The organism is Spirillospora sp. NPDC047418 (genome assembly GCF_040643275.1).
In the GTDB taxonomy this organism is placed as follows: Bacteria; Actinomycetota; Actinomycetes; order Streptosporangiales; family Streptosporangiaceae; genus Spirillospora.
This window is the reverse complement of sequence record NZ_JBEYTW010000110.1, coordinates 1-21,532: the sequence shown is the minus strand read 5'-3', so window position 1 is coordinate 21,532 and position 21,532 is coordinate 1. Positions and strand designations below refer to the sequence as shown.

At 70.9% G+C, this 21,532-nt stretch carries 21 protein-coding genes and 1 pseudogene; 14 read left to right on the top strand and 8 right to left on the bottom strand.

The window, feature by feature from the left end; genetic code table 11:
* Nucleotides 1–59: 59 nt before the first annotated feature.
* Complete coding sequence (locus tag ABZ806_RS39115; protein ID WP_500223545.1) at nt 60–1,541, bottom strand: glutamate-cysteine ligase family protein; 1,482 nt, start codon at nt 1,539–1,541, stop codon at nt 60–62.
* Nucleotides 1,542–1,672: 131 nt separating this feature from the next.
* On the opposite strand from ABZ806_RS39115, the gene ABZ806_RS39110 reads away from it, so the two are divergent.
* A complete protein-coding gene (locus tag ABZ806_RS39110; protein ID WP_500223543.1) occupies nt 1,673–3,076 on the top strand; it encodes a sensor histidine kinase in 1,404 nt (467 codons plus the stop codon).
* 45 nt (nt 3,077–3,121) lie between these two features.
* Here ABZ806_RS39110 and ABZ806_RS39105 read toward each other — a convergent pair whose 3' ends face one another.
* Complete coding sequence (locus ABZ806_RS39105; RefSeq protein WP_500223542.1) at nt 3,122–3,670, bottom strand: YceI family protein; 549 nt, start codon at nt 3,668–3,670, stop codon at nt 3,122–3,124.
* A 238-nt stretch (nt 3,671–3,908) separates the two neighbouring features.
* Here ABZ806_RS39105 and ABZ806_RS39100 point away from each other — a divergent pair, with 238 nt between their 5' ends.
* From ABZ806_RS39100 to ABZ806_RS39085, 4 genes are all read left to right on the top strand, one after another.
* The gene (locus ABZ806_RS39100; protein WP_500223541.1) at nt 3,909–4,730 is read left to right on the top strand and encodes a L,D-transpeptidase; all 822 of its coding nucleotides are present in this window, start codon (nt 3,909–3,911) and stop codon (nt 4,728–4,730) included.
* A gap of 38 nt (nt 4,731–4,768) precedes the next feature.
* Nucleotides 4,769–5,497 (top strand): choice-of-anchor P family protein, encoded by a 729-nt coding sequence (locus ABZ806_RS39095; RefSeq protein WP_500223540.1) that lies wholly within the window; start codon nt 4,769–4,771, stop codon nt 5,495–5,497.
* Between the two features lie 127 nt (nt 5,498–5,624).
* On the top strand, nt 5,625–6,419 hold the full coding sequence (locus ABZ806_RS39090) for an SAM-dependent methyltransferase (protein WP_500223539.1): 795 nt from the start codon (nt 5,625–5,627) through the stop codon (nt 6,417–6,419).
* Nucleotides 6,420–6,552: 133 nt separating this feature from the next.
* Entirely contained in the window at nt 6,553–7,023 is a 471-nt protein-coding gene (locus tag ABZ806_RS39085; protein ID WP_500223538.1) for a hypothetical protein, read from the top strand.
* A 16-nt stretch (nt 7,024–7,039) separates the two neighbouring features.
* Here the strand turns inward: ABZ806_RS39085 and ABZ806_RS39080 are convergent, their stop codons facing one another.
* Together ABZ806_RS39080 and ABZ806_RS39075 are read right to left on the bottom strand one after the other, a co-directional pair.
* On the bottom strand, nt 7,040–7,183 hold the full coding sequence (locus ABZ806_RS39080; RefSeq protein ID WP_500223536.1) for a hypothetical protein: 144 nt from the start codon (nt 7,181–7,183) through the stop codon (nt 7,040–7,042).
* On the bottom strand, nt 7,180–7,560 hold the full coding sequence (locus tag ABZ806_RS39075) for an ATP-binding protein (RefSeq protein WP_500223534.1): 381 nt from the start codon (nt 7,558–7,560) through the stop codon (nt 7,180–7,182). The genes ABZ806_RS39080 and ABZ806_RS39075 overlap by 4 nt, the downstream gene beginning before the upstream one ends.
* Nucleotides 7,561–7,843: 283 nt before the next feature.
* Between ABZ806_RS39075 and ABZ806_RS39070 the strand changes: the two genes are divergently transcribed.
* From ABZ806_RS39070 to ABZ806_RS39060, 3 genes are read left to right on the top strand one after another with little or no spacing between them, the layout of a single operon-like run.
* Nucleotides 7,844–8,701, top strand: coding sequence for a helix-turn-helix domain-containing protein (locus ABZ806_RS39070; RefSeq protein WP_500223532.1), 858 nt, complete (start codon nt 7,844–7,846; stop codon nt 8,699–8,701).
* Between the two features lie 15 nt (nt 8,702–8,716).
* Nucleotides 8,717–8,974: a DUF397 domain-containing protein gene (locus tag ABZ806_RS39065; RefSeq protein WP_500223530.1), complete on the top strand. Its 258-nt coding sequence runs from the start codon at nt 8,717–8,719 to the stop codon at nt 8,972–8,974.
* A gap of 55 nt (nt 8,975–9,029) precedes the next feature.
* A complete protein-coding gene (locus tag ABZ806_RS39060) occupies nt 9,030–9,761 on the top strand; it encodes a protein-L-isoaspartate O-methyltransferase family protein (RefSeq protein ID WP_500223529.1) in 732 nt (243 codons plus the stop codon).
* Here ABZ806_RS39060 and ABZ806_RS39055 read toward each other — a convergent pair.
* Nucleotides 9,658–10,554, bottom strand: a complete 897-nt coding sequence (locus tag ABZ806_RS39055) for a phytanoyl-CoA dioxygenase family protein (RefSeq protein ID WP_500223527.1) — start codon at nt 10,552–10,554, stop codon at nt 9,658–9,660. The two genes, ABZ806_RS39060 and ABZ806_RS39055, sit on opposite strands and share 104 nt — an antisense overlap.
* 133 nt (nt 10,555–10,687) lie before the next feature.
* On the opposite strand from ABZ806_RS39055, the gene ABZ806_RS39050 reads away from it, so the two are divergent.
* From ABZ806_RS39050 to ABZ806_RS39040, 3 genes are read left to right on the top strand one after another with little or no spacing between them, the layout of a single operon-like run.
* The gene (locus tag ABZ806_RS39050; protein ID WP_500223526.1) at nt 10,688–11,236 is read left to right on the top strand and encodes an RNA polymerase sigma factor; all 549 of its coding nucleotides are present in this window, start codon (nt 10,688–10,690) and stop codon (nt 11,234–11,236) included.
* A complete protein-coding gene (locus ABZ806_RS39045) occupies nt 11,233–12,345 on the top strand; it encodes a hypothetical protein (protein ID WP_500223525.1) in 1,113 nt (370 codons plus the stop codon). The genes ABZ806_RS39050 and ABZ806_RS39045 overlap by 4 nt, the downstream gene beginning before the upstream one ends.
* Before the next feature lie 29 nt (nt 12,346–12,374).
* On the top strand, nt 12,375–13,538 hold the full coding sequence (locus ABZ806_RS39040) for a hypothetical protein (RefSeq protein WP_500223524.1): 1,164 nt from the start codon (nt 12,375–12,377) through the stop codon (nt 13,536–13,538).
* Between the two features lie 4 nt (nt 13,539–13,542).
* On the opposite strand, the gene ABZ806_RS39035 is transcribed toward ABZ806_RS39040, so the two are convergent.
* Both ABZ806_RS39035 and sigE read right to left on the bottom strand, forming a co-directional pair.
* Nucleotides 13,543–14,346, bottom strand: coding sequence for an alpha/beta fold hydrolase (locus ABZ806_RS39035; protein ID WP_500223523.1), 804 nt, complete (start codon nt 14,344–14,346; stop codon nt 13,543–13,545).
* A 95-nt stretch (nt 14,347–14,441) separates the two neighbouring features.
* The gene (gene sigE / locus ABZ806_RS39030) at nt 14,442–14,969 is read right to left on the bottom strand and encodes an RNA polymerase sigma factor SigE (protein ID WP_500223559.1); all 528 of its coding nucleotides are present in this window, start codon (nt 14,967–14,969) and stop codon (nt 14,442–14,444) included.
* A gap of 252 nt (nt 14,970–15,221) precedes the next feature.
* On the opposite strand from sigE, the gene ABZ806_RS39025 reads away from it, so the two are divergent.
* Nucleotides 15,222–16,796: an acyl-CoA synthetase gene (locus ABZ806_RS39025; protein WP_500223522.1), complete on the top strand. Its 1,575-nt coding sequence runs from the start codon at nt 15,222–15,224 to the stop codon at nt 16,794–16,796.
* A 116-nt stretch (nt 16,797–16,912) separates the two neighbouring features.
* On the top strand, nt 16,913–18,727 hold the full coding sequence (locus ABZ806_RS39020) for a serine/threonine-protein kinase (protein ID WP_500223521.1): 1,815 nt from the start codon (nt 16,913–16,915) through the stop codon (nt 18,725–18,727).
* Nucleotides 18,728–18,881: 154 nt separating this feature from the next.
* Here the strand turns inward: ABZ806_RS39020 and rho are convergent.
* Nucleotides 18,882–20,030: pseudogene (rho, locus tag ABZ806_RS39015) on the bottom strand (transcription termination factor Rho); the annotation flags it as partial.
* A 666-nt stretch (nt 20,031–20,696) separates the two neighbouring features.
* Here rho and ABZ806_RS39010 point away from each other — a divergent pair.
* Nucleotides 20,697–21,476: an enoyl-CoA hydratase/isomerase family protein gene (locus ABZ806_RS39010; protein ID WP_500223519.1), complete on the top strand. Its 780-nt coding sequence runs from the start codon at nt 20,697–20,699 to the stop codon at nt 21,474–21,476.
* Nucleotides 21,477–21,532 lie beyond the last annotated feature (56 nt).

The window sequence follows — 21,532 nt, the reverse complement described above, 5'->3', positions numbered from 1 at the left end:
TGCGCACAACGAGGTTGAAATGTGCAGGACTCGTGAAGATCGCCCTTCTCCCCCGGGGGTTAAGGCCCGATGGGCCACAGATGGACGGGGGTGTTGGCGCGCTGGTGCTCCGCGTAGGAGCGGACCATCATGCGGAGGGCGTCGTGGCGCGGGGTGCCGTAGGACTCCTCGATGGCGTCGACGGTGGCGATCTGCCAGGCGGCGCCGGTCTGGCCGGTGACGCAGCGGCGTTCGATGATGCCGAGGAGGCGGTCGCGGCGGGCCGGGTCGACGCCCCAGCGGTCGAGGCCCTCGTAGGCGAGCGGCAGCAGTTTGCGGAGGACGAGTTCGGCGGCCGGGACCTCGCCCATGCCGGGCCAGTACTGGGTCGCGTCGAGGCCGTCGCGGGCGGCGCGGTGGAGGTTCTCCTCGGCGGTGGCGAAGGACATGCGGGTCCAGACGGGGCGGTCGGCCTCGGCGAGCATCCGGACGACGCCGTAGTAGAAGGCGCCGTTGGCGACGACGTCGGCGACGGTCGGCCCGGCGGGCAGGACGCGGTTCTCGACGCGCAGGTGGGGACGGCCCTTCACGACGGCGTAGATGGGACGGTTCCAGCGGTAGATCGTCCCGTTGTGGAGGGTGAGTTCGCCGAGTTCGGGGATGCCGCCTTCGTCCAGGACGTCGCGGGGCTCCTCGTCGTCGCAGAGCGGCAGCAGCGACGGGAAGTAGCGGGTGTTCTCCTCGAACAGGTCGAAGACGGACGTGATCCACCGTTCGCCGAACCAGACCCGGGGCCGGACGCCCTGGGTCTTCAGCTCGTCCGGACGGGTGTCGGTGGCCTGCTCGAACAGCGTGATCCGGGTCTCGTGCCAGAGCCGGTGCCCGAACAGGAACGGCGAGTTCGCGCCCATCGCGACCTGGGCGCCGGCGATGGCCTGGGCGGCGTTCCAGTAGGCGCCGAACTGGTCGGGGCTGACCTGGAGGTGGAACTGGACACTGGTGCAGGCGGCCTCGGGGATGATCGTGTCGGCGTGCATGCGGAGCGGCTCGTGCCCGGGGATGTCGATGCGCATCTCCTCGCCGCGCGCCGCGAAGATCTGGTCGTTCAGCATCTTGTAGCGGGCGTTGGAGGAGAGGGTCTCCTCGCCGATGTCGGAGCGCCGCAGCGTCGGCAGGATGCCGATCATGACGAGCCCGCCGCCGACCTCGTTGGCGCGGCCATCGGCGTGCTGGAGGTGGTCGCGGACCTCGGCCTCCAGCTCGCCGGTACCCTCCCCGCCCAGTTCGCGGGGCGGGATGTTGATCTCCAGGTTGAACTGGCCGAGCTCCGTCGCCCAGGCCGGGTCGGCGATCGCCTTCAGGACGTCCGCGTTGCGCATCAGCGGATCGCCGATCGCGTCGATCAGGTTGAGCTCGATCTCCAGGCCGATATGGGGGCGCTCGAAGTCGAACTGGGATTCGCCCAGCATGCGGGCCAGCACGTCGAGGCACCTGCGTACCTTGTCGCGATACCGCCGCCGGTCCTCGCCGCTGATGGTGACCGAAGCCACGTCCCTGCCCATGTGTCCGTCCCTGTGCTTCGGAGGAACCGTCATAAAACGGGATGTCCCGGTGAGCGAAGGTGAAAACCCGGCACCCGTTTTCGGGCTCCCCATTTGTGAGCCGTCGATAACGTGTGGCACCGGGAGGAAGCATGCGCATGCGCCCCCGGTCCATCCGGGCGAGGGACACGCTCGTGGCCGCCGTGATCGCCGCGCTCGTCTTCGGGATCACGGCGGCCGGCGTCGACGTCGCCGTGCGCGGCGCGGTCAAGGCCGATCTGCTCCGGCAGACCCAGGTGGAGGCCCGGCGGGTGAGCGGAAGCGTCCGCGACGGGTCGCTGCGGGGCCCGATCCCCGACCTCACCGACGGGCGCCTCCGCGTCCAGGTGGTCGAGCCCGGCGGCCGGGTGCGCAACGCCACACCCGCGGTTGCGGGCCGTCCGCCGGTGAGCAGACTCTGGCCGTCGAGCAACCTGCGCGTCCGCGACTACGTCGAGTGCCACGGCGGCTGGCCGGGCCGCGACTGCTACGTGATCGAGGCGGTCCGGGTCAGCACCGCGCCCGGCTCCGTCGTCGTGTACGCGTCCGAGCGGCTGCCGTCCTACCTCGTGACCGGGCTGCTGGAGGCGATGCTCGCGGCCGGCGTGCTGCTGCTCGCCGGGACCGCGGCGTGGATCACCTGGCGGGTCGTCGGCCGCACCCTCGGCCCGGTCGAGGCGATCCGCGCGCAGCTCGCCGAGATCAGCGCCACCGACCTGAGCCGCCGGGTGCCGCAGCCGCCGGGCGAGGACGAGATCGCGCAGCTCGCCCGCACCGCGAACGCGACGCTGGACCGGCTGGAGCGCGCGGTCGGGCGGCAGCGGCAGTTCGCCTCCGACGCCTCGCACGAGCTGCGCAGCCCCCTCACCGGGCTGCGCGCCAACCTCGAGGACGCCGCGACGCATCCCGAGGACAACGACCTGCGGGAGGTCGTCCGGTCGGCGCTGCACGACACCGACCGGCTGGAGTCGATCGTCACCGACCTGCTGCTGCTCGCCCGCATCGGCACCGGCGGGACGGCGATCCAGGAGCCGATCGACCTGTCCGCGCTGGCCGACGCCGAGATCGGCCGCCGCACGTCCCCGCTGGAGATCGTCACGGGGCTGCCGAGCGGGGTGGTCGTCCGCGGCGTGCGCATGCAGCTCGTCCGGCTGCTCGGCAACCTGCTGGACAACGCCGAGCGCTACGCCGACGCGTCCATCGCGGTGGAGGTGGCGCGGGAGGACGGCCTGGCGCTGCTCAGCGTCACCGACGACGGCCCCGGCATCGCGCCCGCCGACCGGGAGCGCGTCTTCGAGCGCTTCACCCGCCTCGACACCGCCCGCAGCCGGGACGCGGGCGGCACCGGCCTCGGCCTCGCGATCGCCCGCGAGGTCGCGCGGGCGCACAACGGGACGCTCCGGGTCGAGGACCACCCGTCCGGTGCCCGCTTCGTGCTGCGGCTGCCGCTCGTCCCGCCGCCCCTCCCGCCACCGGGACGCGAGAGGGGCCGCCCGAAACCGGACGGCCCCTCTTGACCAAGAATTTACGCGGTGCGGCTGCGGGAGCGGCCGCTCAGCCGGTCAGGCGCGGACGGCCTGGACCTCAAGCTGGATCTCGACCTTGTCGCTGAGCAAGGCCTTCTCGCCCTTCAGCGGGATGTTGAACTCGACGCCCCAGTCCTTGCGGTTGATCGTGGCGGCGGCGGAGAAGCCCGCGCGCGTCCCGCCCCAGGGGTCCTCGCCGACGCCGTTGTACTCGACCGTGAGGGTGATCGGACGGGTCACGTCCTTGATCGTCAGCTCGCCGTCCAGGAGGTACTCGCCGTCCTCGGCGCGCACGCCCTTGGTCGCGAAGGTCATGGTCGGGAACTTCTCGACGTCCAGGACGTCGGAGGTGCGCACGTGGGCGTCCCGGTCGGGGTTGCGGGTGTCGATCGAGGCGACCTTGATCTCGGCCGTCGCGGTGGACTGCGCCAGCTCCTCGGCGATCTGCACGGACCCGGTGAATTCGGTGAACGTGCCGCGCACCTTGGTCATCAGGTGGCGGATCACGAAGGTGACCTCGGAGTGCCCGGGGTCGATGTTCCAGGTCCCGGCGGTCAGCTCGGGGGCGACGGCGGCGATGCTCATGGGTGACTCCCTCTGGTAGACGCTTGAAACTTCAACGACCTTGTCGAAGGTTAGTTGAGGGTTCAAACACTTGTCAATCCCGGATTGTTCCACCGGCGGCGCCGGTGGTCCAGGGCGGGGTGCGGACAACAGCCTGCAACTCGGTCCATACGGCGTGCAACCCCCGGCCCGTCCCGTGCGTAATCAGTGGTCACAGAGGCGAGCCGGAGTCCCTCCGGCGGGATCATTGGGAGTCTTCGTGAGCGATGCACCACCGCGCGCCGTCCTGCCGAGGCCGGATGGAGTCCTGCCGAGGCCGCGCGCCGTCCTGCCGGTGACGGCCCTGCTGGTGACGGCCCTGCTCGTGGCCGGATGCGGCGGAGGCGGGCAACCCGCCACCGCAGGCGCGTCCCCGGCCGGCGGGACGACCGAGCTGCCGCAGGCGACCACCTACACGACCCTCGACGACCTGCCGCGGGACACCGCCGCCCCCACCGCGGGCGGCGGGACGGTCGTCCACCCCGCCGCCGCGACCCCGGTCTCCGCCAAGCCGGGCGCGCCCGCCGTCGCCGAGCTGCCGAGCACCCAGCTCAAGGGCCCCACCTGGGTGCCCGTGGTGGAGTCGCGGCCCGGCTGGCGCCGGGTGCTGCTCCCGAGCCGCCCCAACGGCGTGACCGGCTGGATCCCCGAGACCGGCCTCCAGACCGCCCGCAGCAGCCAGGTCGTCAAGGTCGACCTCGGCGACCGCAGGCTGGCGCTCTACAAGGCGGGCCGCAAGGTCGGCACCTGGACCGTGGCCGTCGGCGCGCCGAAGACCCCGACCCCCACCGGCCGGACGTTCCTGCTCGCCTCGCTCGCCCCCGCGAAACCGACGTACAGCCCGCTGATCCTGCCGGTCGGCGCGCACTCCGCGACGCTCGACACCTTCGGCGGCGGTCCCGGCACGGTCGCGTTCCACGGCTGGCCGTCGAACTCCGTCTTCGGCAAGGCCGTCACCCACGGCTGCGTGCGCGTCCCCGCGGACGCGCTGAAGCAGCTCGCCAAGGTCCCGCTCGGCTCGTCCGTCCTGATCACGGACTGACGACCCCCCTCCCCATCACGAACCCCCAAGGAGCAACAGTGCGTTTGTCGACCCTCACCAAGTGCGCGGCGGCCGCCGGCGCCCTCGCCCTGCCGTTCGCGGCGGCCCCCGCCGCGTCGGCGACGAGCGGCGGCACCGGCTCGGCCTTCGCGATCTCCGCGTCCGGCCCGGTCGCGATCCCGGCGACCCCGTCGGTGGCGTCGTCGTCGCAGCGGCCCGTCCGCAAGAGCGCCGCCGAGTTGCCCGCCAACCCCCTCGTGGAGGCGGGGCTGCTGAACGCCGCCGCCTGGTCCGGCCACGGCCGGGCGTCCGTCGCCGACCTGAAGGTGGCCAAGCTCGGCCTCTCCGCGCACGCCGTCACCGCGAAGTGCGAGAACGGCAACGGCGTCTCCCACCTGACGAAGGCCACGCTGAACGGCCGGACGCTGAAGCTCGGCGCCACCCCCAACACGGCGATCAACGCCGACCTGAAGGGCCTCGGGACCGCCACGGTCACGCTGAACAAGCACGTCAAGGACAAGGACGGCAGCCTCACCATCACCGCCATCGAGGTCGTCGCGACGCTCGCCGGCAAGACCCAGACGCTCAGCATCGCGTCCGTCACCTGCGGGAAGGCCGGGGACAACGGCGGCGAGCCGGGGCAGCCCGGGACGCCGGGCGAGCCCGGACAGCCGGCGAAGCCGGGCACGCCGTCCAAGCCGGACACCCCGCCGACCGAGGCCCCCGCCCCGACCCCGGTGACCGGAGACCTTCCCGTCACCGGCTGACCCGACGGCGGGGCCCGCGCACTCCGGGGACGCGGGCCCCGCCGCCCGGAATCGCGATAACCCGTGCCGGGCCGGGCCCCTCGCTCTAGAATTTCGTTCACCGTCGGCGAGCGAGAGGGGCCGTCCCATGGCCGAGCTGGACGAGGACGCGCTCAAGTCGCACATCCCCCATTCCGCCCGGGTCTGGAACTATCTGCTGGGCGGCAAGGACCACTTCGAGGCCGACCGGCGGGCCGCCGAGCACTCCATCAGCGTCAAACCCGACATGGTGGATCAGGCCCGCGCCGACCGGGCGTTCCTCGGACGCGCCGTCCAGTTCCTCGTCGCAGACGGCGTCCGGCAGTTCCTCGACATCGGCACCGGCCTCCCCACCGCGGAGAACACGCACCAGGTCGCACAGCGCATCGCTCCCGAATGCCGCATCGTCTACGTCGACCACGACCCGCTGGTGCTCACCCACGCCCGCGCCCTGCTGACCAGCAGCCCCGAAGGCGAATGCCACTACATCGACGCCGACCTCTACGAACCGGACAAGATCCTCGCGGAGGCCCGGAACCTGCTGGACTTCACCCGCCCGATCGCCGTCATGCTGGTCGGGATCCTGCACCACATCGAGGGCGTGGACGCGTCCCATGCGATCGTCCGCCGGATCATGTCGGACATGCCGTCCGGAAGCCGCCTGGTCATCAACCACCCGACCAGCGTCGTCCACGGCGAACGGTCGGAGCAGAGCGCCCGCAAGTGGAACGAGTCCGGCGGCAGGCCGACCGTCACCCTGCGCACCCCCGACGAGATAGCCGCCTACTTCGACGGCCTGGAAATAGAGGCCCCAGGCGTGGTCTCCTGCTCCCGCTGGCGCCCATCCCCGCAAAGCGACGAACCCGAAGTAGACGCCTTCTGCGCCGTAGGCCGCACGCCCTGACCACACGTCGACCGAGTGCGGCAGCCCACACCACACCGCCTTGTATTTACACAATTCACCTTGTAAAAAAGAGTCGAGTGGATCAGCGGACGCGGACGGGACCGTCCCACCGCCGGAGTCGAGTGGGTGCAGCATGTCTCATGGGGTCGAGGTCGCGCTCGCCTGCGTTCTTCTCATCGCCACGTCCGTGTGGTTCGGCGGGTTCGTGGCGATCGGCGTGGTCGCCCGGGTCACCGTCCGGACGCTCGGCCCCGCGGACCGCGTCGCGTTCTTCCGCGCCCTCGGCCGGTTGTACGGGATCGTCGGGACCGCCGCGCTGGTCCTGGCCATCGGCACCGGCGCGGCCCTGGTCGCCGACCACCCTTGGGACGGCACGCTCACCGCGACGGCCGTGCTGACCGCCGCGCTGGTCGCGGCCCTAGCCTTCGGCGTCCTGCAGGCGCGCCGCATGACCCGCCTCCGCCGCGACTCCCTGGCCCATCCCGACAACGCCTCCTTGGCCGCCCGAGTCCGCCGCGGAGCGCGCAGCGCCGGCGTACTGCGCGCCTCGATCGGCCTCCTCAGCCTGGCCGTCCTCGTCCTCGGAACCGTCCTGGCCGCCTGACTCCGGGACCGGACGACTATCGCAGGAAGGCCGCCAACACCAGACCGACCAGGATGAGGCCCATCCCGGTCCCGACCAGCGCGCCGTGCACCATGCCCAGCGCATACCGGTCGGACGCTCCCCGGTGCCTGGCGCGGGTCCGGTGTGCGTCCCCGTTCACGCGAACCTCACCCGGAACCACACCTTGACCTCGTCCTGGGGCATCAGCTTGATCCCCCACTGGTCGCTGAAGGCCGCCACGAGGTCCAGGCCACGCCCGCCTTCGGCGTCCGCCGCCGCGTTCTGCCTCTGCGGCCGCACCCCGCCCGCTCGCCCGTCGTTGTGGACGGCGACCTCCGCGCCATCACCGTCCACCGTGCAGGTCAGCCGGACATGCGGCCCCGTCCCATAGAGGACGGCATTGGTGAGGACCTCCGAAAGTGCCTGCAGAGCATCGTCCGCCTTGGGATGTCCCTGGCCGAATTCCCGCTCAAGGACGTCCCGCAACCATCCCCGCCCCACCGCGACACTCTCCACCTCGGCCGCCAGCGAAAGCACCTCTACCACCGGCACTGCCGCGCCGACCTCCGCCGCCGCGTCCCACCTCCGCCGTCCACCCGCAGCGACGCGACGCCTGCCCCAGCCACCGAACCCCATCAGGTCAGCCCCCTAATCCCAAGTGGACGTGCTCGGCCGAATAGGCAGAAGATCCGGACACGTCGCGTCACGAGTCGTTACGCTCCGAGTGTGAGCTGACCGGCAATGCGGTGGCAAGCGATTCAAGTGACCTGGGTCAAAAAATCTATGGTCACCCAGTGGACAAACTTCCCGTGAGGTAACGATGACCACAAGACGGACGAGCCCCACTGTCCGCCGTCGACGGCTGGCCGCGATCATGCGGCAGTTCCGCAAGGACGCGCGGAAGACCCGCGAAGAGGCGGCGACGTTCGCCGGCATCAGCCCGGTCACGATCAGCCGCATCGAGGCCGCGACGCACAACCCCAAGCCCGGCGACATCGCCATGCTGTGCAGGCTCTACGGCCTGGGCGAGCAAGAGACCGACGAACTGGTGACCCTGGCCCGCCAGTGCCGCATCAAGGGCTGGTGGCAGAAGTACGACCTACCGGAGATCGTCAGTTCCTACACGGGCTTGGAGGAAGAGGCCAGCACTATCCGGCAGTACAGCGTCGATGTCCTCCCCGGCCTTCTCCAGACCGATTCCTACGTGCGGGCACTACTCGGGGCGGAGCTGCGGACCTATTCTGAAGAAGAAATCGAGCGAATGGTCGCTGTTCGCATGAAGCGACAGGAACGACTCGTGGGGGATGACCCCTTGAAGACCTGGTTCGTCATCAACGAGGACGCGGTCAGGCGACAGGTCGGAGGTTCAGCGGTGAGGCAGGAACAACTCCAACACTTGCTGGCCGCCTCACGCAACGACAACGTGGATCTTCAAGTGCTCCCCTTGGAGGCAGGGGCGCATCCGGCGATCGCCAGCGGCGGCTTCAGCGTCCTGGGCTTCCCTGAGCCATTGGACCCAGACGTCGTCTACCTCGAACTGCGATTGAACGGTCTCTACCTTGAGCAACCGACGGAGGTCGAAACCTACGGCGTGCTGTTCAACCAGCTACGCGCCCGGGCCCTCGGCCCGGACGAGTCCCGCTCCCTGATCACGGAACTGGCCGATGGCCTGTCCTGAACGAGGTGAAAGACGATGGGTCTGAGCAACGATCTCGCCTGGCGCAAGAGTCGCCGCAGCGCAAACAACGGCGGATGTGTTGAGGTTGCGGCATGGCATAAGGCCACTCGCAGCGCAAACGATGGGGCATGCGTCGAGGTCGGCCCCTGCAGTTGCTGTGGGACGGCCGTCCGGGACAGTAAGGACCCGGACGGGCCGAAATTGGCGTTCAGTACCGCAACGTGGCGTGCCTTCCACACAGACGTCCTCGCAGGACGCTACGACCTGACGTAGCCACCGGCTCGTCCTAAAAGATCACGTGCAACGGGTGTAACGGGACTGGGGAAGGATGAGTGACTTTCCCGGACTGCCGGACGTCGATCGGTGGCTGTTCGTCCCGGAGACGGTCTGGGTGGTCGAGGACGGCCGGTTCGTAGAGTTGTCACGGGTCCGCGCGGCGGACGAGTGGGAGCGGTTGGTGACGTCGGACGAGGCGATCGCTACGCAGGTGAAGGACGGGATGTGGCCGGTCTCGTCCTCGTCCGCCCCATCGGTGATGGCTCAAATGATCGAGTCCCTGCAGTTTGAGCCGGGTATGCGCGTGCTGGAGATCGGCACCGGCACCGGCTACAACGCGGCTTGCCTGGCGGCGCTCGGGGCCGAGGTGGTGTCGCTCGAGATCGATCATGAAGCAGCCGAGCAGGCCCGTCGGGCCTTGCGCGTCGCCGGTCAGCCGAGCGTGACCGTCATCGCTGGGGACGGAGAGGCCGGCTCACCCCAATACGGGCCGTTCGATCGAGTGCTGGCCACTGCGGCAGCGCACACGGTTCCGTATGCGTGGGTTGAGCAGACGAGGATCGGTGGCCTGGTCGTGGTGCCCTGGGCGGCGGCGGGTGAGCCGGAGGCGTGTCGGTATGGGTTACGGTCACGGCGGAGGGGCAGCGGGTGTGGCTGGATTCGCCGGATAATCCTGTTGGTTAACGGGGCCCTGCGGATAGGCGGGCTTCTTCTTGGGTTTTCATGCGGGCCTGGCGTAGGACGCGTTCGGGGACGACTTCTTCGCGGGGAGCAGTTGGTGTGAAGTCGTAATGGTCTACGGCCAGGGCTCGCAGGATAGTCCGTTCTACCAGGGAGAAGTCGGCCGGGTTCGGGCGGTTGAAATTCATCGGCTCGGCCAGGGTGACCGGCGGGTTGGTGATGAAGCGCGGTCGGCGGAGCAGGTTCTGGGCTTTGGCGTGCAGGATGTAGGGGTGCAGGAGGTACACGTCGCCTATGCGTCCGGTGGCCTCGACGAAATCCGCGCATTGGCCGACCAGGTTCGCGTAGGGGAATTCGGTGGGCAGGACGCCCTCCGGGTGGTCGGCGAGGAAGCGGGCGACGGGGGCGATCGAGTCGGCCGCGACGAACGTCGCGCCGCCCTGGTGCTGGACGTCCGACCAGAGGACGAGGGTGAGCAGGCCCTGCTCGGGGGAGTCCAGGAAGTGGCGGAAGAAGTCGCCGTCCTTGTGCCAGCCGGGGGACCGGGCGGATGGCGGCGACCACGGCTCTTCTGAGCCCTGCGAGAGGTTCACCACGAAGCCGTCGCCCCAGTTGTAGGGCTGCTCGATGCGGTCTTCGCCGCCGACCAGGTCGCATACGGCGTCCCATGCCTTGGGGGCGAATTCCTTGATGTCCATCTCTCGGTGGGCGGGCAGGTGGGTTGCGGGTTCTGCCCAGGTCGACCGGTCGCCGGGATCGTAGCCGAGGCGTGTCCAGATGGTGCTCGTGTACTCTTCGGCGGCCTCCGGGGTGAAGCAGTCGTTGATGAGGACGTATCCCCGGTCGAGGAAGTGTTCTGCCTGGTCTTCGCTGAGAACCCGATAGCCGGAGCCCATGGATCGGATGCTAACCCGGCTGTTCGTCCACGCCAATCATTCGGCAGGTACGAAAAGTTTCGGCTTCTCATGTAATCCGGTGACGCCTTCTGCGACTTCTTGTCGTTACGGACCCGAGAAGAGAGGAGGTGGCGTGGACGAGCAAGAAGCCCGATTCACCCGCCTCTACGAGACGCACTACCGCAGCGTCTTCGGCTACGTCGTGCTGCGGGTGGCGCCCCGGGCCGCCGAGGACGTCACCGGCGAGGTGTTCACGACCGCCTGGCGGAAGATCGACGAGGTGCCGGAGCGGGCGCTGCCCTGGCTGCTCGGCGTGGCCCGGAACCTGGCCCGCCAGTCGCACGGCGCCACCGGCCGGGCGCGCCGCCTCGTCGACCGGCTGACCGACCTCAGCACCGACGCCGAGCGGCACGCGCGGGACATCGCCGACCGCGTCATAGCCCGCGACCAGGCGCTGGCCGCGCTGCGCACCCTGTCCGCCAAGGAGGTGGAGGCGGTCACCCTGACCGCCTGGCACGGGCTGGCGCCCGCCGACGCGGCCCGCGTCGCCGGTTGCTCCCGTGCCGCCTTCCTCGTCCGGCTGCACCGGGGACGGCGCCGCCTCGCCGGCGCGCTCGACGACACCGGCGCGCGGACGTCCGGACCTGCCCTGCACCCCCGAGTCACCACGGAGAAGCCGTGAAGAACGACGAAGTCAGCAACGTGATCGACAACCTGAAGCCGATGGTCGACGAGCTCGCCGACGCGGCCTATGAACGGCGTCCCGACGCGGCGGCCGTTCGCATGCGGGCCGGCGCATCCACTCCGAGTCCGCGTGCCGTTCGCAAGTGGCGGCCGGTCATCGTCGCCGGTACGGCAACGGTGGCGGCCGCCGCGGTGGTGGCGGCCACCGTGACGTTGTCCGGCGGCGGGCAAGGCGGCCACGAGGGCGGCACCGGAGGGCAGGAGGCGCTCAACACGCGGACGTTCCTGCTGGCCAGCGCGGAGACGGCCGCCAAGCAGCCCGCCGGCCATGGGGTCTGCTGGTACACCCGGACCCGCATGTCGGATGACCTGATGCCCTTCAAGCCCGGCCCCGGCGTCCCGACGCCCATGGGCAAGCGCCAGACGTTCCAGGCGCAAACCGCCAGCAGTTTCGAAGAGTGGAAGTGCACCCTGCCGGGCGGCAGCGGCATGCGGTTCCGTTCGCACGGTCCCCTGGACGTCCGGGCCGACTTCCCCACCAAGAAGGACGAGGCGGCCTGGCGTGCGGCCGGCTCCCCGGCGCTGCCCGTGAACGGTGGCACGACGGACTCCAAGCCGTCCACGACGACGTATGACAAGGGCTCGCATCTGGTGAACCCCGTCATCGGCTCCCACGAGATCGAGTGGAAGACCATCGCGAAACTGCCCGCGACCAAGAACGGCCTGGAAAGCCACCTGCGGAAACTGTGGCGGCAGGACCGCAGGGGCGGCTCGCACGGCTACACCGCGCCCGCCGATTTCTGCCAGTACGTGTTCGTCAGCGCCTGGGACCTGTTCATGGTCCCCACCACCCCGGGCACCCGTGCCGCCCTCTACCGGATCCTGGCGGACTGCCCGTCCCTCCACGTCACCGGAGGGATCAAGGACCGGATGGGCAGGCCCGGCGTCGCCATCGGCGCGGGCGGCGTGCGGCTGACGGTGGACCCGGCGACCGCTCAGCTCCTCGACTTCGAGGAGCTCCCCAGCGGCAGCGCCGACGGCGGCGAGTACCTCTCCTTCGAGCGACAGGGCTGGGTCGACAAGATCGGCGCCGTCCCCGCCCCCTGAAGCCGATCGGACGAAAAGGAGGTTCTCGCATGCGCGAGGCAACAACTCGAACAGGTCTGGCCGCCGCTCTCGTGATCGCCTTGGCGGGCACGACGGCGGCGTCGGCGGCGCCCCCGAAATGGCAGCTCTTCGAGGTTTCTTTGCAAGGGAGGGCGAATCTGGTCAGCGTCACCGCAGCAGGCGGCAACGCCGCGTGGGCCGCTGGGTTCCTCGTCGCCGACAGCGGCACGGGGCCGATTCCGGCCGAGGCCGCGTCCAGCGACGATGAGTGTTTCGGCAGGGGCGCCTTTCCCTCCCTCATGCTGCGTTGGGATGGTCGCGAATGGCGGCAGGCGCCCATTCCCAAGGTCGGCCGCGTCAACCATGTCAGTGCCTCCAGCGCGCGAGACGTGTGGGCGTCCGCCGACTGCGGCCTCCTGCACTGGGACGGCAGGAGCTGGACGGCCGTCCCGTACGCCGCGGTTCCCGCACAGCAGTCCGGCAACGGGGCGATCGAGGCCGTCGGGCCCGCGGACGCATGGCTCGCCGGCGGCACCTACGACGCCAGGACAGAGGTCATGCGCGGATTCGTCCAACACTGGGACGGACGGCAATGGCGGAACGTCCGATTGCCCGACCTCGGTGACGAGTTCTCGCTCGACACCATCGACGCGCGCGGACCGCGCAACGTGTGGGTCGCGGGAACGGACTACACGGACGGCGACGTCCATCGCGAGCACCTGCTGCTCCTGCACTGGAACGGCCGCGTCTGGAAGCGGGTCCCCGAACCGGCCACCGGTGAGTGGACGAACCGGCTCACGCGGGTGCGGATCGCGGCCGGAGGCGATGTCTGGGTTTCCGGCTGGGGCAAACGCGCACCCGGCTGGGACGAGATCCGGCGTCCGCTGCTCCTGCATTGGAACGGTCGCGAATGGACCGCGGTCAAAGTCCCGGACGGCCGCGGTGAACTGATGGACGTGGCGGTCAGCGGCAAGCAGGCGCTGGCCGTCGGCGACACCTTCACGCCGTCCGAGCCGGATTACACCATGTACGCCTTGCGCCGGACCGAGACCGGCTGGCAGCGAGCCTCGGTCCCGGTGCAGGGCATGGCGTCCCTCTCCGGGCTGGCGCCGATTCCCGGCGGCGGCCTGTGGGGAGTCGGCGCGGCCGGTGACGGCGAGCACATGCGTCCCGTGATCGCCCGCTGGAGGTAACGGGTCAGGCTGCGGTCTGCGTCTTCAACGGGTGGGCGCTGCCGTCGAGGAGGACCTTCGCCACGAGCGACGGGTTGTCCGCCATGGGGACGTGGCCGCAGCCTTCCAGCCAGACGAACCGGGCGTTCGGCAGCCGGCGCTGGGCGCGGACGGCCTGGCTGCGCAGCAGCAGCCGGTCCTTGGTGCCCCACGCGATGGTGACGGGGACGTCCGCGCAGGAGCCGAGGAAGCGGGCGTCGCGCCCGGCGCGCAGGGTCGGTTCGAAGCCGGGGGCGTCCCGCATCGCGCGGGCGTCGCCGGTGAGGACCTCGAGGTCCATCAGGTCGGGACGGCCGTAGATCATGCCGAACATCGCGGCGCGGCGGCGCGGGGACCGGGCGAGGCGGGTCAGGACGCCGTCGGGCACGCGGGCGCCGAGCCGGGACGCCCGCAGCACGGACGCGGCGTACCGCAGTTCCGCCGCGTTGAAGAAGCCGGCCGGGGACAGGCCGGTCGCGGAGCTGGCGAGGCCGCGGTCGGCGGCTTCGAGGGCGAACAGGCCGCCGAGCGAGTTGCCCGCGATGTGCGGACGGTCCAGGCCGAGGTCGGCGAACGAGTCGGCGAGGATCGAGATGACGGTGTCGAGCGTGTACGCGGTGCCGGGCGGGAGCGGCGGGGAGTCGCCGAAGCCGGGCAGGTCGACGGCGATGACGTCGCGTTCCGCGGCGAGCAGGTCCAGCACGGGGGTCCAGCCCTGGCGGCGGTGCCCGATGCCGTGCAGCAGGACGAGGGGCGGGCCTTCGCCGCGGCGATCGAAGACGATGTCCACGGCCGAAGGGTAGGCCGGAAGTTACTCGGCAGTCACTAGTGACGCTCGTCACCTGGCGCGCGGTGCCGCCGATCAGGCGCGGCGGCGCCGTGGCGTCACTGGGCGCATTCGGCGGGGCGGCGGTGCTCCAGGGCGTCGCGCAGCTGCGCGCGGCCCCGGTGGATGCGGGAGCGGACCGTGCCGAGCTTCACGCCCAGGGTCGCGGCGATCTCCTCGTAGGAGAGGCCCTCGATGTCGCACAGGACGACGGCGGCGCGGTATTCGGGGGCGAGCCCGTCCAGCGCCTTCTGGATGTCGGCGTCCAGATGGCGGTCGTCGTAGACCTGTGCCGGCGTCGGCTCCCGGCCCTGCAAACGCTCGGCGGCGTCGTCGGCGAGGGAGTCGAACCGGATGCGCTGCTTGCGCCGGGCGCGGTCGAGGAACAGGTTCGTCGTGATCCGGTGCAGCCAGCCCTCGAACGTGCCGGGGCTGTAGGACGACAGCGAGCGGAAGACGCGGATGAAGACGTCCTGCGTCAGGTCCTCCGCGTCGTGTCGGTTGCCGGTCAGCCGGTACGCCAGCCGGAACACCCTGGTCGAGTGCTCGCTGACGATCTCCTCCCACGTCGGCGGGGTCCACGCCATCGCGCCTGCGCTCACCACTACCCCCGTCTGATACTGAATCGTTACGGCCAAGCATGCCGGTACCCAGATAAGAACCGTGTAAGGACCCCGCCCGTGGCCGGATGAGGCGCTGTGGGATGGGACTCAGTGCGACGCGGACAGTGACATGTGACTCATCTCATTGGACCGGACGCCAATAGCCATTGAGTTCACGCGCCGTTCGGCAGCAGGATCGGAAGCCGGTCCCCACCCCGACACCTGCGAGGACGTGGCATGGCGCGAAGCTACAACCTGGCCGACCTGATCGAGATCCTGGCCGCCGCCGGACCGGACCGTCCGGCCCTGGTCGCCGGGGCCGAGCGGCGGACGTACCGGCAGCTCAGCGAGCGCGCGAGCCGGGTCGGCCACCATCTGGCGGCGGCCGGGGTGCGGCCGGGCGAGCACGTCGCGATCCTCGCCTACAACCGGGCCGAGTGGATCGAGGCGATGCTCGGCGTCTTCAAGATCCGCGCCGTGCCGATCCCGGTGAACTTCCGCTACGTCGCCGCCGAGCTGCGGCACGTCCTCGACGACTCCGACTCCGTCGCGCTGATCGGCGAGCGTTCGCTCTTGGCGAAAGTCGAGGAGATCCGCGGCGAACTACCCGAGCTGCGGCACATCGTCGCCCTGGAGGACGGCGCGAAGGACACCATCCCGGGCGCGGTCGACTACGAGAAGGCCCTCGCCGACGCCGACCCCAGCGACGATTTCCCGCCGCGTTCCAGCGACGACCGCTACATCATGTACACGGGCGGCACGACCGGCTATCCCAAGGGCGTCGAATGGCGCTGCGAGGACATCTTCTTCGGCGCGCTCGGCGGCGGGAACGTCCTCGGCGACCCGATCGGCAGCCCCGAGGAACTGGCCGCCAACGCCGACCAGCCCGGCATGGCCGTCCTCGACTGCGCGCCCGTCATGCACGGCGCCGGCCAGTGGGTCGCGTTCATGGGTTTGTTCAGCGGCGCGAAGGTCGTCCTTTACACCGACCACGCGTTCGACGCCGACAAGGCGCTCAAACTGGTCGCCGAAGAGAACGCGAACGTGCTGATGGTGGTCGGCGACGTCATGGCGCGGCCGGTCGCGAAGGCACTGGCGGGCGGCGGATACGACACGTCCTCGCTGATCGCGATCGCCTCGGGCGGCGCGCCGCTCACGGAGGGCGCCAAGCAGGCGCTCCAGGAGCACCTGCCGAACATCCTGTTCCTCGACAACTACGGTGCCTCGGAGACCGGCGCCTGCGGCCCGTCCGTCGACGCCAAGGAGGGCACGGCCCGGTTCATGATGAAGCCGGGCATCACCGTCCTGGACGACGACCTGAACGTCGTCCGGCCCGGCGAGATCGGCAAGCTCGCGCGCAGCGGCCACATCCCGCTCGGCTACTACAACGACCCCGACAAGACCGCGTCGACCTTCTTCACCGCCGCCGACGGGACCCGCTGGTCCGTCCCCGGCGACTTCGCGAGCCTGGAGCAGGACGGCACGATCACCCTCCTCGGCCGCGGCTCCCTCGTGATCAACACGGGCGGGGAGAAGGTCTACCCGGAGGAGGTCGAGGTCGCGCTGAAGGACCACCCCGACGTCTACGACGCCGTCGTGGTCGGCCTTCCGGACGAGCGGTTCGGGCAGCGCGTCGCCGCCGTCGTCGCGCCCCGCCCCGGCGCCGACATCACGCTGGAGCAGCTCACCGAGCACTGCCGGGGCCGCCTCGCCGGCTACAAACTGCCGCGGCAGATCACGGTGGTGGACGAGGTGCAGCGCACGGCCGTCGGCAAGTCCGACTACAAGTGGGCGCGCAGCGTACTCGCCTAAATGCGCGGCGCGCGGTTATACCACGGCTCCGCGCGCATTTCCGGCTGCCGAGCGGTCAAAAATCAATTGATGCCGAAGGGGCGTGTCTTGGGCGCGTTCCGGCGATTATCCCCAGCATGAAAGGGGATCGGTTGATACCGCTCGCGCGACGGTATCGCCTGCTCTCTGTGGTCGGCAGGGGCGGCATGGGCACCGTCTGGCGGGCGTACGACGAGATGCTCGACCGGGACGTCGCGGTCAAGGAGGTCCATCTCCCGCCGCGCACCACGCAGAGCGAGCGCAGAGTGATGTGCCGGCGGCTGCTCACGGAGGCGCGCGCCACCGCCAGGCTGCGGCATCCCGGGGTGGTGGCCGTCCACGACCTGATCATCGAGGACGGCCGCCCGTGGATCGTCATGGAGTTCCTGGAGTCGTCCTCGCTGAACCGCCTGGTCACCGAGGACGGGCCGCTCGGCGTGCGGCGGACGGCGGAGATCGGCGCGGCCGTCCTGTCGGTGCTGCGCGCGTCCCACGCGGCGGGGATCCTGCACCGCGACGTCAAGCCGAGCAACGTCCTGATCTGCGAGGACGGGCGGGTGCTGCTCAGCGACTTCGGGCTCGCCGTGCACATGCACAACGGCCAGGAACTGGCCGACACGATGCCCGCCGGCATCGAGGGGTCCCCCGCCTACCTCCCGCCGGAACGCGTCGACGGCCAGCCGAGCGTGGAGGCGTCCGACCTGTGGGCGCTGGGGGCGACGCTCTACACGGCCGTCGAGGGCTTCTCCCCGTTCCTGCGCTGCCATGCGCTCGCGTCCATGATGGCGGTGCTGCTGGGCGACTACGCGCGTCCGGTGCGCGCGGGACCGCTGACCGCCGTCATCGAGGGGCTGCTGCGGCAGCGGCCGGAGGACCGCCTGACCGCCGAGGCCACCGCCGACCTGCTGCGGGACGTCGTCGGCTCCCTCCCGGAACCGGGCATCACGCGCGCGACGCTGCCGAAAGAGCCCCGCGTACCGACCGCGCGCCGAGTCATGCGCGGCCCCCGCGTCCCATGGAACCTGCACAACGGCTCAGGACGCAACGGCTCAGGGCGCAACGGGTCAGGGCGCAACGGGTCAGGGCGCAACGGCTCGGGACGCGACGGCTCGGGACGCGACGGCTCGGGACGCGACGGCGTGGGGCGCAACGAATCGGGACATGGCGGCTCGGGACATGGCGGCTCGGGGCACGGCGGCTCGGGGCATGGCGGATCTGGGCGCGGTGGATCGGGCGGGACGCCGTCGCGCGGCTCCACGCGTCCCCGCGCGGGGCGGCGGTACCGGGTCCCCTGGACACGGCACGCCATGGTGGCCCGCCCCCGGCGGCCCTTCAGGGGGCGGCTGCGGCCGGGCGCCGTCGTCAGCGTCGCGGCGCTCGCCGTGCTGGCCGCGGGCGCGGGCACCTGGGCGGCCCGCTGGACGTCGATCGGCAAGAGCGAGGCGGTCGCGCTGCGTCCGGCGGCGGGCGTGACGGCCAGGACGGCGAAGTACCACGAGACGGGCGCCTACTCGGTGCGGGTGCCGACGGGCTGGCAGGCCGAGCGGCGCGGCGACGTCATGACCTGGGCGGACGCCGGATCCGAGCGGGGGCTGCGCATCGCCCCGGCACCCGGTGACGCGCTCGCCGGGCTGCGCGCCGAGGAGCACCGCGCGGTGCGGGGGCACCGCTTCCCCGGCTACCACCGGCTGCGGCTCGAACCCGCCCCCGAGGTGATCGCGGGCGCCGCCGAGTGGGAGTTCACCTGGCGGGGCGGCCGGCGCGCCGGCGATGAGGACGGCGTCAGGCACGTGCTGTGCAGCCGCGCGGCCGGATACGAGTTCTGCTTCCACGCACCGGACCCCGGCTGGACACCGGGCCAGCGCCTCTACGACGAGATCCTCAAGTCCTTCCGCCCGGAGCAGACCGGCTGACGGCACCGGCTTACTGGAGCCGATCGACTGGGACGATCGACGAGAGCCGATCAACGGCGTGCCCTGGAAGGGTGCTCCGGTCTTTGCGGCTGACGGGGACGTTGCGTGTTGGGGCGTTCCGTGTGGGGCGTTCCGCGGGGCGTCGGGGGCCGGGTCAGGTGGACTGCTGGAGGCGGAGGAGGAACTCGGCGTTGGAGGAGGTGCCCTTCATCTTCTCCAGGAGCTGCTCGACGGACTGCTGACGGTCCAGGCCCTGGAGGGCGCGGCGCAGGCGCCAGGAGAGGGCGAGTTCCTCGGGGGACATGAGCAGCTCGTCGCGGCGGGTGCCGGACGCCTCGATGTCGACGGCGGGGAAGACGCGCCGGTCGGCGAGGCCGCGGTCGAGCTTGAGCTCCATGTTGCCGGTGCCCTTGTACTCCTCGAAGAAGACGTCGTCCATGCGGGACCCGGTCTCCACGAGGGCGGTGGCGAGGATGGTGAGCGAGCCGCCGTTCTCGATGTTGCGGGCGGCGCCGAAGAACTTCTTCGGCGGGTAGATCGCGGTGGTCGCGACACCGCCGGCGAGGATGCGGCTGCTGGACGGCGCCGCCAGGTTGTAGGCGCGGCCGAGCCGGGTGATCGAGTCGAGCAGCATGACCACGTCGTGGCCCTGCTCGACGAGCCGCTTGGCCCGCTCGATGGTGAGTTCGGCGAGCGCGGTGTGGTCCTGCGCGGGACGGTCGAACGTCGAGTGGACGACCTCGCCCCGCACGGTCCGCTGCAGGTCGGTGACCTCCTCCGGGCGCTCGTCGATGAGCACGACCATGAGGTGCACTTCGGGGTTGTTCTGCGCGATCGCGTTCGCGAGGGCCTGCAGGACCATCGTCTTGCCGACCTTCGGCGGCGACACGATCAGCCCGCGCTGGCCCTTGCCGATCGGCGCGACCAGGTCGATCACGCGGGTGGCGAGGGGGCCGGTGTCGAGGCGGAGCCGCTCGTCCGGGAACAGCGGGGTCAGCTTGGCGAACTCGGGGCGGTTCGCCGCCTCCGCCGCCGGGAGGCCGTTCACGGTCTCGACGCGGGCGAGCGAGCCGAACTTCTCCCGGCTCGACTTCGGCGCCTTCGCGGTGCCCGCGACGACGTCGCCGGGACGCAGGTGGTGCGCCTTGACCTGGGCGAGGGAGACGTGCACGTCGTCCGGGCCGGCGAGGTAGCCGGAGGTGCGGATGAACGCGTGCTTGTCCTGGACGGCGAGGAGGCCGTGGAAGGGGACGGCGGGCGCGTCCTCGACGGGGCGCCGCGCCTGCTGGCCGCTCTTCCGGCCGTTCTGCGGCGGGACGGTGTGGGCCTGCGCCTTGCGCTCGGCGCCGGTCCGCCCGGTCGCGGTGCGTTCGGTGTCGGTGCGTTCGGTGGTGAGGGTGGGAGTGGACATGTGGGTCCCTTCTCAGGCCCGCGCGGAATGGTCCGCGCAGCCTGGAGTCGATTCCCGGGTACGGCGGCGGAACCCGCGGCGCGTACGCGAGAGGAATGCGAGAAATGCAGCTCGGTTCACCGGGCTGACGTCGGCTCCCTTGTGCGGCGGTCCGGAACACCGATGTGCGTGCCGAACCGGGAGGATCACCGGGCGCTCAGATGGCCCGGGCGGGGAAGAAACGCCTTCGTAGCGATTCGCGGAATCCGGAGGCGATGTCTCGACAGTACAGCACGCGAAGCCCGGTTTGCATTCCCCGGCGGCCGCGGATTGCGTTCATGCAGGTCGTTCCCCCTGTGCTGACGGGACGTGGCGGAGTGTCGCCGGCGGGTGTCCCCCGACACGCCGCCGTCTCGTCCGGATGTGACTCCGTGGTTATGACTCCGCGAACGCGGTGGGGGTTCCGATCAATGGAGATGCCCCGGGAACGACCGGCGGAAACGCGCTCCGTACGATGAGCCGCGTCGCACCGACGAGGGTCGCACCGACAAGGGGCGCGCCGATGAGGGGGATCTGACGATGAGCATGGCCGCCGGGCTAGGCTTCGGCGTCGCCGAGGGCGTCGCGACGATCACCATCGACCGGCCGGCCAAGCGGAACGCCATGTCGGCGGACATGTGGCGGGCCCTTCCCGGCATCCTGGACGCCCTGGCGAAGGACGACGCCGTCCGGGTCGCGGTGCTGACGGGCGCGGGCGGCGACTTCTGCGCGGGCGCCGACATCTCCGAGCTGGGTGACATCCACCGCGACGACGACTCGCACCTGTCGACGGTCGCCGAGCGGGCGCTCGCCGCGTTCCCGAAGCCGACGCTGGCCGCGATCGAGGGGTACTGCGTGGGCGGCGGCTGCCAGCTCGCGGCGGCCTGCGACCTGCGGTTCGCCACCGAGGACGCGCGGTTCGGGATCACCCCGGCCAAGCTCGGCATCGTCTACCCGGCCGCCGCGACGGCCCGGCTCGTCCGGCTGGTCGGGCCGGCCGCCGCGAAGTACCTGCTGTTCTCCGCGGACCTGGTCGGCGCCGGGCACGCGCTGCGGATCGGGCTGCTGGACGAGGTCGTCCCGGCGGGCGGCCTGCGCGACCGGGTGGCCGCGTTCACCGCGACCCTCGCGTCCCGTTCGCTCCTCACCCAGCAGGCGACCAAGGAGATCGTGGACGCGGTCGCCGCCGGTGGCCCGGTCGAGGAGAAGGTCGCCCGCTGGCACGCGGAGGTCGCCGCGAGCGGCGAGGTGGCGGAGGGCGTAGCAGCGTTCCTAGAACGCCGAGCCCCGAATTTCACCTGGACAACCCCCACCCCCTAACCCCCCCGCCCTCGTTGATCTGCGGCGTGTTGTTGTTATGAGCACGTCGAAAACAA

Excerpts from the sequence above, each read along its gene's own strand:
- ABZ806_RS39060 (WP_500223529.1), top strand. The coding sequence starts at position 9,030 with ATGAGTGACTTTCCCGGACTGCCGGACGTCGATCGGTGGCTGTTCGTC.
- ABZ806_RS39055 (WP_500223527.1), bottom strand. The coding sequence starts at position 10,554 with ATGGGCTCCGGCTATCGGGTTCTCAGCGAAGACCAGGCAGAACACTTC.
- ABZ806_RS39105 (WP_500223542.1), bottom strand. The coding sequence starts at position 3,670 with ATGAGCATCGCCGCCGTCGCCCCCGAGCTGACCGCCGGGACCTGGAAC.
- ABZ806_RS39025 (WP_500223522.1), top strand. The coding sequence starts at position 15,222 with ATGGCGCGAAGCTACAACCTGGCCGACCTGATCGAGATCCTGGCCGCC.
- sigE (WP_500223559.1), bottom strand. The coding sequence starts at position 14,969 with ATGGCGTGGACCCCGCCGACGTGGGAGGAGATCGTCAGCGAGCACTCG.
- ABZ806_RS39070 (WP_500223532.1), top strand. The coding sequence starts at position 7,844 with ATGACCACAAGACGGACGAGCCCCACTGTCCGCCGTCGACGGCTGGCC.
- ABZ806_RS39115 (WP_500223545.1), bottom strand. The coding sequence starts at position 1,541 with ATGGGCAGGGACGTGGCTTCGGTCACCATCAGCGGCGAGGACCGGCGG.
- ABZ806_RS39020 (WP_500223521.1), top strand. The coding sequence starts at position 16,913 with ATGAAAGGGGATCGGTTGATACCGCTCGCGCGACGGTATCGCCTGCTC.
- ABZ806_RS39090 (WP_500223539.1), top strand. The coding sequence starts at position 5,625 with ATGGCCGAGCTGGACGAGGACGCGCTCAAGTCGCACATCCCCCATTCC.
- ABZ806_RS39085 (WP_500223538.1), top strand. The coding sequence starts at position 6,553 with ATGTCTCATGGGGTCGAGGTCGCGCTCGCCTGCGTTCTTCTCATCGCC.
- ABZ806_RS39010 (WP_500223519.1), top strand. The coding sequence starts at position 20,697 with ATGAGCATGGCCGCCGGGCTAGGCTTCGGCGTCGCCGAGGGCGTCGCG.
- ABZ806_RS39040 (WP_500223524.1), top strand. The coding sequence starts at position 12,375 with ATGCGCGAGGCAACAACTCGAACAGGTCTGGCCGCCGCTCTCGTGATC.
- ABZ806_RS39065 (WP_500223530.1), top strand. The coding sequence starts at position 8,717 with ATGGGTCTGAGCAACGATCTCGCCTGGCGCAAGAGTCGCCGCAGCGCA.
- ABZ806_RS39110 (WP_500223543.1), top strand. The coding sequence starts at position 1,673 with ATGCGCATGCGCCCCCGGTCCATCCGGGCGAGGGACACGCTCGTGGCC.